This window comes from Streptomyces sp. T028, from assembly GCF_048159505.1.
Classification (GTDB): domain Bacteria; phylum Actinomycetota; class Actinomycetes; order Streptomycetales; family Streptomycetaceae; genus Streptomyces.
Genome location: NZ_JBLRVZ010000098.1, coordinates 1 through 9,595, shown reverse-complemented (window position 1 = coordinate 9,595; position 9,595 = coordinate 1). Strand labels below are relative to the sequence as shown.

7 protein-coding genes and 1 pseudogene are annotated in these 9,595 nt (G+C 71.8%); 5 read left to right on the top strand and 3 right to left on the bottom strand.

The features are described from left to right. Positions 1 to 241, bottom strand: a pseudogene (locus ACLZN2_RS50325) (transposase); the annotation flags it as partial. Between the two features lie 249 nt (positions 242 to 490). After that, positions 491 to 1,147, bottom strand: a complete 657-nt coding sequence (locus ACLZN2_RS50320; RefSeq protein ID WP_416986934.1) for a hypothetical protein — start codon at positions 1,145 to 1,147, stop codon at positions 491 to 493. A gap of 158 nt (positions 1,148 to 1,305) precedes the next feature. On the opposite strand from ACLZN2_RS50320, the gene ACLZN2_RS50315 reads away from it, so the two are divergent. The 3 genes from ACLZN2_RS50315 to ACLZN2_RS50305 all read left to right on the top strand — a co-directional run bounded on the left by ACLZN2_RS50315 (position 1,306) and on the right by ACLZN2_RS50305 (position 5,045). Next, positions 1,306 to 1,560, top strand: a complete 255-nt coding sequence (locus tag ACLZN2_RS50315; RefSeq protein WP_416986933.1) for a hypothetical protein — start codon at positions 1,306 to 1,308, stop codon at positions 1,558 to 1,560. Positions 1,561 to 1,757: 197 nt separating this feature from the next. Further along, on the top strand, positions 1,758 to 3,176 hold the full coding sequence (locus ACLZN2_RS50310) for a DUF2252 domain-containing protein (RefSeq protein WP_416986931.1): 1,419 nt from the start codon (positions 1,758 to 1,760) through the stop codon (positions 3,174 to 3,176). A gap of 36 nt (positions 3,177 to 3,212) precedes the next feature. Continuing rightward, positions 3,213 to 5,045 (top strand): glycoside hydrolase family 15 protein, encoded by a 1,833-nt coding sequence (locus ACLZN2_RS50305; RefSeq protein WP_416986930.1) that lies wholly within the window; start codon positions 3,213 to 3,215, stop codon positions 5,043 to 5,045. On the opposite strand, the gene ACLZN2_RS50300 is transcribed toward ACLZN2_RS50305, so the two are convergent. Continuing rightward, positions 4,993 to 6,300, bottom strand: coding sequence for a chloride channel protein (locus ACLZN2_RS50300; protein ID WP_416986936.1), 1,308 nt, complete (start codon positions 6,298 to 6,300; stop codon positions 4,993 to 4,995). The two genes, ACLZN2_RS50305 and ACLZN2_RS50300, sit on opposite strands and share 53 nt — an antisense overlap. A gap of 167 nt (positions 6,301 to 6,467) precedes the next feature. Between ACLZN2_RS50300 and ACLZN2_RS50295 the strand changes: the two genes are divergently transcribed. Both ACLZN2_RS50295 and ACLZN2_RS50290 read left to right on the top strand, forming a co-directional pair. Continuing rightward, positions 6,468 to 6,962 carry a helix-turn-helix transcriptional regulator gene (locus ACLZN2_RS50295; protein WP_416986929.1) on the top strand — a complete coding sequence of 165 codons (495 nt, stop codon included), beginning with the start codon at positions 6,468 to 6,470 and terminating at the stop codon, positions 6,960 to 6,962. A gap of 10 nt (positions 6,963 to 6,972) precedes the next feature. Continuing rightward, positions 6,973 to 9,339 carry an ATP-binding cassette domain-containing protein gene (locus ACLZN2_RS50290; protein WP_416986927.1) on the top strand — a complete coding sequence of 789 codons (2,367 nt, stop codon included), beginning with the start codon at positions 6,973 to 6,975 and terminating at the stop codon, positions 9,337 to 9,339. Positions 9,340 to 9,595: the final 256 nt, after the last annotated feature.

Sequence of the window (9,595 nt, the reverse complement as noted above, 5' to 3'; positions counted from 1 at the left end):
GGGTGGGCAGGTGCAGCACCGCGCCGGGCGGGACGGTCGGCGGGAGTGCGATCGGGCAGGCCACCCACGCCCAGTCCGCATACGAGCGCGGGTCGGGGCGGGTGGGCAGTTGCAACCGCAGCAGCGCCCGGCCCGGATCATCGGCGCGGACCAGGGTGGCCTGCTGGCCGTCGCACGCGGACAGCAGCAGCATCCGCGCCGCATGGGGTGCGGCCTCCAACTCGAACACATCGGCGGGCATGCGACCGTGCGTGCCNCCACGCCCAGCGCGGTCGTGTGCCCGGCGCGCCGAGCCGCGGGCACGGCATGGGTGTGGGCGAGGTCGGCGTGGACCCGGCCCCGGTGGATGCGCAGGGTGGGCAGGTGCAGCACCGCGCCGGGCGGGACGGTCGGCGGGAGTGCGATCGGGCAGGCCACCCACGCCCAGTCCGCATACGAGCGCGGGTCCGGGCGGGTCGGCAGCTGCAGCCGCAGCAGCGCCCGGCCCGGATCATCGGCGCGGACCAGGGTGGCCTGCTGCCCGTCGCACGCGGACAGCAGCAGCATCCGCGCCGCATGGGGTGCGGCCTCCAACTCGAACACATCGGCGGGCATGCGACCGTGCGTGCCTGCGCTGGAAGGCGGCGATCTGCCGGGTCCGGGACCTGATCACACCGGACGGCAGATGCCCCCCGTCGGGGACCGCCGCACGGACGGCATCCCACTCACCCGGGGTGCGCCTCACGGGGTCGGCGGGCCAGGTGGCGAGGAGTCCGGCGGTCAGACCGGCCCGCCACTTCGCCGACCGCAGCAGACGCCCCGCCTGCTCCTGCGCCATCCGTACGACCCGGTCATTGACCCGGACACCCTCAGGCGGGCCGCTGGTCCAGCCCAGACGCCGCAACGCCATCCACGCCTGCGACGGCAGCCCGCGGCCCTCAGCATCCACGCCCGAGGCCAGCAGGTCGACATCGGCCGTATTCCAGTGCTCCGCCAGCAACCCGGCCGCCATGTCGGACACCAGATCCGCAGCCCAGCCCACCCGCTCCGCCACAGCCGTGGCCGACAGCACCTGGCCCGTCTTCTCCACCACACCCGTGCGCAGCAGACCACGAGCACAGGCCGTGCGGGCCGTCTCGCCCTCACCCAGCGGCAGTCTCCGGCTCACCCGCCCCCCTTCCCTCACCCGTGGTGCTGTCATCCGATCAACGACACACCCCCGGAAAGGTCACGCATTCGATCCGCGCACGCACACACGACACCCATCCCGGACGCGCGACATGACGCGAACGGATGACACATCACTACGGATCCCTAAGAAAACACGTGAGCCTGCAGAAGTACGGTTCGCTCGGCGCGGTCTTCACCCTGCTGTCCTGGCTGATCACGCTGTGCGTGGTCGTCACCCTGTGCCTCACCGCCGGCGCGGTCGTCGCCCGCGAACCCTGGGCGGCCCGCCACCTGGGCACACGGGCCCGGGCTGACTCGCCGGGCCCCGCGTCCGGGGATACGTTGGAAGCCGGACCGCGGCCGGACAGTCCATCACCGGGATCACCCAACTCATCGGAGTCGCCGGAATAGCGCCCCCTCCCGCGCCTGAAGGAGGCGGGGGAGTCCAGCGGTCGCCCGCTGGGGTTCCTGCTTCACGCCGGCCCGGCGGCCAGGATGTCGCGTGCCGCGTTCACGTGGCGGTCATGCACGGCGTGTCCGTTTCTCCCCCGCAAGCGGGAGGTGCCCCATCCCGGCCTGAAGGCCGGGGTATCCACGGAGGAATTCCGATGAACGAGAGCAACCACACCGGTCACTCCATGCGCCACCGCACCCCGAAGGAGCGCGCCGAGCGCGGCAAGGCCGCCCGCAGCGTCGTACCGAGGTCCGCGCACGCCGAGTTCACCCCGCCGCCCAAGCGCACCGACCCGGTGGACATCATCGAGGGGCAGTCGGCGAGGCGGGTCCCCGAACTCGTGCCGATCCGCTACGGCCGGATGAGCGAGTCGCCGTTCCGCTTCTACCGGGGCGCCGCCGCCATCATGGCCGGCGACCTCGCCGAGACTCCCCGCACCGGCATCCGGGTGCAGCTGTGCGGGGACGCGCACATGCTGAACTTCCGGCTGCTGGCCTCGCCGGAACGCCGGCTGATGTTCGACATCAACGACTTCGACGAGACCCTGCCGGGGCCCTGGGAGTGGGACGTCAAGCGGCTCTCGGCCAGCCTGGTCATCGCGGGCCGCGCGAACGGCTTCAGCGCCAAGGAACGGGCGGGCGTGGTGCGGGCGGCCGTACGGTCGTACCGCGGCTGGATGCGGTCCTTCGCCGGGATGGGCAATCTCGAGGTCTACTACACCCGGTTCGAGGCGGACGAGCTGCAGAAGCAGTTCGCCCCGGAGGCCGGCGGGAAGAACCTCGAGCGGTGGGAGGAGACCCGGGAGCGGGCCCGGGGCCATGACACCGTGCAGGTCTTCGACAAGCTCACCCATGTGGTCGGCGGCAAGCGCCTGATCGCCAACGACCCGCCGCTGCTGGTCCGGCTCGGCGACCTGCTGCCGAAGGCCGAGGGCGGCGTGCTGGAGACGGAGATCAGCCGGCTCGTCGAGCGCTACGGGCAGTCCCTGCAGTCCGACCGCCGGTTCCTGCTGGAGAGCTACCGCGTCGCCGACGTGGCCCGCAAGGTCGTCGGGGTGGGCAGCGTCGGCACCCGCTGCTGGATCGTGCTGCTGCTCGGCAAGGACGACGAGGACCCGCTGTTCCTCCAGGCGAAGGAGGCCGACGACTCGGTCCTCGCGCCGTACGCGGGCTCCGGCGGGTTCCGCACCCAGGGCGAGCGGGTCGTCAGCGGGCAGCGGCTGATGCAGGCCACCAGCGACATCTTCCTCGGCTGGGAACGCACCACCGGCATCGACGGCCGCCGCCGCGACTTCTACGTCCGTCAGCTGCGGGACTGGAAGGGCATCGCCGTGGCCGAGAGCATGTCGCCCAGGCGGATGACCGTGTTCGCGCAGGTGTGCGGCGCGACCCTGGCCCGCGCCCACGCCCGCTCCGGCGACCGCATCGCCATCGCCTCCTACCTCGGCGGCGGCGACGTCTTCGACCGCGCGCTCGCGACCTTCGCCGAGCTGTACGCGGACCAGAACGAGAGGGACCACCAGGCCCTCCTCGACGCGGTGAAGTCGGGACGGGTCCGCGCGGAAGCGGCCTGAGAGGGACGCCCTGACGCCTGACGAGGAGAGAACCGTATGGACCGTTACCCGCCCATCGCCGACCACGGGCTGATCGGGGATCTGCAGACCGCCGCCCTGGTGACCTCCGAGGGGGTCGTCGACTGGCTGCCGGCGCCGCGCTTCGACTCGCCCAGCGTCTTCGCGTCCCTGCTGGACCACGACCGCGGCGGACACTTCCTGTTCGCGCCCACCACCCCCGACGTGACGCGCCGTCAGCTGTACTACCCGGACAGCGCCGTCGTCGTGACCCGGTTCCTGTCCCCGGACGGGGTCGGCGAGGTCCTCGACCACATGCCCGTCATCACCTCCGGCACCGCGTCCGACCGGCACTCGGTGGTGCGGATCGTACGGACCGTGCGCGGCACCGTCCGTTTCGAACTGGACTGCCGTCCCCGCTTCGACTACGGCCGGGCCGGTCACACGCTCGACCTGGCCGACGGGTCCGCCGCCTTCCACACCCGGGGCGCGACCGCGTATCTGCAGTCCACCTTCCCGCTGGAGGCGCACGGGACCGATGTCCGCGGTTCCGTCACGCTGAACGCGGGGCAGTCGGCGGCGGCCGTGTTCACCGTGTGCGGCCCGGACGGCGAGGCACCGCCGCCGCCGACCAACGAGTCGGTCGAGGCGGGCATGTGGGACGTCATCGACTTCTGGCAGCGCTGGGTGCGCACCTCCCGCTACCGGGGCCGCTGGCCGGACATGGTCAACCGCTCGGCCATCACCCTCAAACTCCTCACCTACGGCCCGAGCGGCGCCCCCGTCGCCGCCGCCACCATGGGGCTGCCCGAGCAGGTCGGCGGGGAACGCAACTGGGACTACCGGTTCACCTGGGTGCGCGACGGCTCGCTGTCCGTGCGGGCCCTGCTCGACCTGGGGTTCATCGAGGAGGCCGCGCAGTTCGTGCGCTGGCTCGGGGACCGGCTGCGGGCCCGGGACGGCTCCGCCGCGACCGGTGGCGAACCCCTGCAGATCATGTACCGGGTCGACGGCGACCCCGTGCTGACCGAGGAGAACCTCGACCACTTCGAGGGCTACCGCGGCTCCCGCCCCGTACGCGCCGGGAACGCCGCCGCCGACCAGCTCCAGCTCGACATCTACGGCGAGCTGTTCTACGCGATGTCCGAGGGCATCGAGGAGATCGGCCAGCAGGTCGGCTACCACGGCTGGAAGGGCCTCGCCCGGCTGATGGACTGGCTGTGCGACCACTGGGACCGGCCCGACGAGGGCATCTGGGAGACCCGCGGCGGCCGCAAGGACTTCACCTACAGCCGTGTGATGTGCTGGGCGGCCTTCGACAACTGCCTGCGCATGGCCGAGGAGTTCCGGCGCCCGGCCGACACCCCGCGCTGGACCCGGGCCCGCGACGAGATCCTGGAGCAGGTCATGGAGCGCGGCTGGAGCCAGAAGGAGCAGGCGCTGGTCCAGCACTACGGCGGTGACGTCCTCGACGCCTCACTCCTGCTGGCGCCCCGCGTCGGCTTCATCGCCCCGCGCAGCCCCGGCTGGCTGTCCACCCTCGACGCCATCGACCACCGGCTGGTCTCCGACAGCCTGGTCTACCGCTACGACCCGGCGGCCTCCCCCGACGGACTGCGCGGCTCCGAGGGCACGTTCAGCCTGTGCACCTTCCTCTACGTCGACGCCCTCGCCCGCGCCGGCCGGCTCCCGCAGGCCCGGTACACCTTCGAGAAGATGCATACGTACGCCAACCATGTGGGCCTGTTCGCGGAGGAGATCGGCCCGAGCGGGGAGCAACTCGGCAACTTCCCGCAGGCCTTCACCCATCTGTCGCTGATCATGGCCGCTTCGACCCTGGACGACGCGCTCGACCGGATGCCGGTTCGCTGAACGGGGGGATGGCCGGCCCCTGCGGCAGCATCTCGGTCACCACGAAGGAGAGCACGGTGGCCAGCACCACCAGCGCCACCGTGTCCACGTTGCCCAGCAGCAGCACGACCAGCACCACACTGCTCACGGGCACGCGCAGAGCCGCGGTCACCGAGGCCGCCATCCCGGCCGCCATCGCCGGCACCAGGCCCAGCCCGGGCAGCGGCGCGACCAGGGCGCCGGCCGCCCCGCCCAGGAACAGCGAGGGGAAGATGGGGCCACCGCGCAGGCTGCCCAGACTCACCGAGTAGGCGAGCGCCTTGAACGCGAGTACGGCGACCAGGGCGCCCACCGACCAGGCGTGCGGGTCCTTCGCCAGCTCGGACAGGGTGGACTCCCCGGACAGCGCGGCCTCGGCCGGCGAACGCCCCGTGGAGACCGCGTAGAGGGTGACGCAGACCGCGACGCCGATGCCGCACAGGGTGGTGTTGCGCACGGTGTGGGTGGTCACGAACCCGGCCGTGAACCGGCCGCCCACGAAGATCCAGTGGACGACGAACGCGATCACCGGCGCCAGCACCAGCACCCACAGCACGTCCGGCCAGTCGAGCGGTGGTGGCTCGGGCAGCCCGATGTCCAGGCTGCCCGTCTCGAAGCCGGTCCAGTTCACGAACCCGGTGAAGATCATGTCCCCGATGCCGCTGGCCAGCAGGGCCGGCAGCATCACCGCGAACAGTTGCGGCCCGCCCACCCCGGCCACCTCCATCAGCAGCACCGCGCCCACCACCGGGTTCCCGAACAGCGCCGAGATGGACGCCGCGGACCCGGCCGCCGCCAGCAGTGCCCGGCTCGCGTCGGTCTGCGGAGCCCGCACCAGGCTCGCGAACAGCAGCGCGAGGCCGCCACCCAGGGCGATCAGCGGCGCCTCGGGGCCCAGCACGACCCCGAGCGGCAGACCGACCACGGCGGCCACGACGACACCGGGCAGCGCCTCCTCGGTGACCCCGCCCGAGTGCAGTCCGGCCGCCGGCAGATGCCCACCCCGCCCGGGCAGCCGCGCCACCACCAGACCGACGACGAGCCCGGCGAGCGTCAGCAGCGGCAGCCCCCACCACCAGGGGGCCTCCTCCCAGCCCAGGTCCCGCGGCCACTCCGTCCAGACCAGGCGCTCCAGCTTGTCGACCGCGACGAGGAACCAGAACGCGATCAGCGCCACCGGGATGCCGATCAGCCCGCAGAACACCAGCGCCTTGCGGTACTCCGGCCGGTTCAGCATGGTCCGCAGCACATCGGCTTCCCGGGGCTGGCCGGCCGCCGTATGTCCGCCCGTATGTCCGCCCTTGTTTCCGCTCATATCGGAACGAAGCTATCCGTATCTCCCGGTGTTGCCCGCTGCCACGCCGGGGAGGCCCAGGGCACCCACCCCTGTGGGATCGTGGTCCTGTGACGCTCGACGACCTCGTCCGGCTGCGCCGGGCCCGTGACGCGATGGACCGTGACTACGCCGAGCCGCTCGACGTCCCGGCGCTCGCCCGCCTCGCCCTGATGTCCCCCGGCCACTTCTCCCGCAGCTTCCGCGCCGCCTTCGGGGAGACGCCGTACAGCTATCTCATGACGCGCCGGATCGAGCGCGCCAAGGCGTTGCTGCGGCGGGGCGACCTGACGGTCACCGAGGTCTGCTTCGAGGTCGGCTGTACGTCACTGGGGTCGTTCAGCTCCCGGTTCACCGAGCTCGTCGGAGAGACCCCGAGCGCCTACCGGGCCCGCGAACACGACGAGGGCGCCGACGTCCCCGCCTGCTACGCCAAGATCCACACCAGGCCGGTCAGGAACGGGCCCGTCAGGAACGCGCCGGTCGGGAACGAGCCCGTCAGGAACGAGCCCGTCAGGAACGAGCCCGTCAGGAATGGAGAAGCGAAAGCGGGCCCCCACCCGTAGCGTGAGCCGCATGGCCCACACCGTCGCACCGCACCTCGCCGACAGTCACGACCTGATCCGTGTGCACGGAGCACGCGTGAACAACCTCAAGGACGTCAGCGTCGAGATCCCCAAGCGCCGGCTGACGGTGTTCACCGGCATCTCCGGCTCCGGCAAGAGCTCGCTCGTCTTCGGCACCATCGCCGCCGAGTCGCAGCGGCTGATCAACGAGACGTACAGCGCGTTCGTCCAGGGTTTCATGCCGACACTCGCGCGGCCCGAGGTCGACGTGCTCGACGGGCTGACCACCGCGATCATCGTCGACCAACAGCGGATGGGCGCCGACCCGCGCTCCACCGTCGGTACCGCCACCGACGCCCACGCGATGCTCCGTATCCTCTTCAGCCGGCTCGGCACCCCGCACATCGGCCCGCCCAGCGCCTACTCCTTCAACACCGCCTCGGTCCGCGCGAGCGGCGCGATCACCGTCGAGCGCGGCGACAGGAAGGCGGTGAAGGCGACGTTCACCCGCACCGGCGGCATGTGCCCGCGCTGCGAGGGCCGCGGCTCGGTCACCGACATCGACCTGACCCAGCTCTACGACGACACCAAGTCCCTCAACGAGGGCGCGCTCACGGTCCCCGGCTACAGCATGGACGGCTGGTACGGCCGCATCTTCAAGGGCTCGGGCTTCTTCGACCCCGACAAGCCGATCCGCCGGTACACCAAGCGGGAGCTGCACGACCTCCTTCACAAGGAACCGACGAAGATCAAGGTCGAGGGCATCAACCTCACCTACGAAGGGCTGATCCCGAAGATCCAGAAGTCGATGCTCTCCAAGGACGTCGACGCGCTGCAGCCGCATGTGCGGGCCTTCGTGGAGCGGGCGATGACGTTCAGCGTCTGCCCCGAGTGCGACGGCACCCGGCTCGGTGAGGGCGCCCGGTCCTCGAAGATCGAGGGGCTGAGCATCGCCGACGTCTGCGCGATGCAGATCAGCGATCTCGCGGAGTGGGTGCGGGGGCTGTCCGAGCCGACGGTGGCGCCGCTGCTCGACGCCCTGCGGCACACCCTCGACTCCTTCACCGAGATCGGCCTCGGCTATCTCGCCCTCGACCGGCCCGCGGGCACGCTCTCGGGCGGCGAGGCGCAGCGCGTGAAGATGATCCGCCACCTCGGCTCCTCGCTCACCGACGTCACGTACGTCTTCGACGAGCCCACCACCGGTCTGCACCCGCACGACATCCAGCGGATGAACGACCTGCTGCTGAGGCTGCGCGACAAGGGCAACACGGTCCTCGTCGTGGAGCACAAGCCGCAGGTCATCGCGATCGCCGACCATGTCGTCGACCTCGGGCCCGGCGCGGGCACGTCCGGTGGCACCGTCTGCTTCGAGGGCGCCGTGGCCGGGCTGCGGGGCAGCGACACCGTCACCGGCCGCCATCTCGACGACCGGGCCGCCGTCAAGGCCACCGTGCGTACGCCCACCGGGAAGCTGGAGATCCGGGGGGCGACCACGCACAACCTCCGGGACGTCGACGTCGACGTTCCGCTCGGGGTGCTGACCGTCGTCACCGGAGTCGCCGGCTCCGGCAAGAGCTCGCTGATCCACGGCTCCATCCCGGCGGGGGAGGGCGTGATCTCGGTGGACCAGTCGCCGATCCGCGGCTCGCGCCGCAGCAACCCGGCGACGTACACCGGACTGCTCGACCCGATCCGCAAGGCCTTCGCCAAGGCCAACGGCGTCAAGCCCGCCCTGTTCAGCGCCAACTCCGAGGGCGCGTGCCCCACCTGCAACGGCGCCGGAGTCGTCTACACCGACCTGGCGATGATGGCCGGCGTCGCCACCACCTGCGAGGACTGCGAGGGGCGGCGCTTCCAGGCGGCGGTCCTCGACCACCACCTCGGCGGGCGCGACATCACCGAGGTGCTGGCGATGTCGGTGGCCGAGGCCGAGGAGTTCTTCGGCGGCGGCGAGGCCCACACCCCGGCCGCCCAGCGCGTCCTCGCCCGGCTCGCCGACGTCGGCCTCGGCTACCTCACCCTCGGCCAGCCCCTCACCACCCTCTCCGGCGGCGAACGCCAGCGCCTGAAGCTCGCCACGCACATGGCCGACAAGGGCGGCGTCTACGTCCTCGACGAGCCCACCGCCGGTCTCCACCTCGCCGACGTCGAACAACTCCTCGGCCTGCTGGACCGCCTGGTCGACGCCGGCAAGTCGGTCATCGTCGTCGAACACCACCCGGCGGTCATGGCCCACGCCGACTGGATCATCGACCTCGGCCCCGGCGCGGGCCACGACGGTGGCCGCATCGTCTACGAGGGGACTCCGGCGAACCTGGTCGCTGCGCGCTCGACGCTGACGGGGGAGCATTTGGCGGCGTATGTGGAGGTGTAGGGGTGGTTTTCCCACCCACCCGCCCGACTCGGCTCCTTGAGCAGTGCCGTCCCCGGGGCTCCGCCCCGGACCCCACGAAAGCCTGCCCACCCACCCGCCCGACTCGGTTGGCCGAGAACTGCACCGTCCGGGGCGGCGGTGGTGCCCCTGGGCAGTGGGCCGTGTGGAGGGCGGGTGGCCTGCTTGGGGCGTCTGGAGGGCGGGCCTTTGGCGTCGGCCTGCCCTCGGTGGGCCGGAGTACGGGGCGGCTGAAGGC

What these genes read in the sequence shown, in the direction of transcription:
- ACLZN2_RS50310 (WP_416986931.1), top strand. Translation starts at nt 1,758, where the DNA reads ATGAACGAGAGCAACCACACCGGTCACTCCATGCGCCACCGCACCCCG.
- ACLZN2_RS50305 (WP_416986930.1), top strand. Translation starts at nt 3,213, where the DNA reads ATGGACCGTTACCCGCCCATCGCCGACCACGGGCTGATCGGGGATCTG.
- ACLZN2_RS50300 (WP_416986936.1), bottom strand. Translation starts at nt 6,300, where the DNA reads ATGCTGAACCGGCCGGAGTACCGCAAGGCGCTGGTGTTCTGCGGGCTG.
- ACLZN2_RS50290 (WP_416986927.1), top strand. Translation starts at nt 6,973, where the DNA reads ATGGCCCACACCGTCGCACCGCACCTCGCCGACAGTCACGACCTGATC.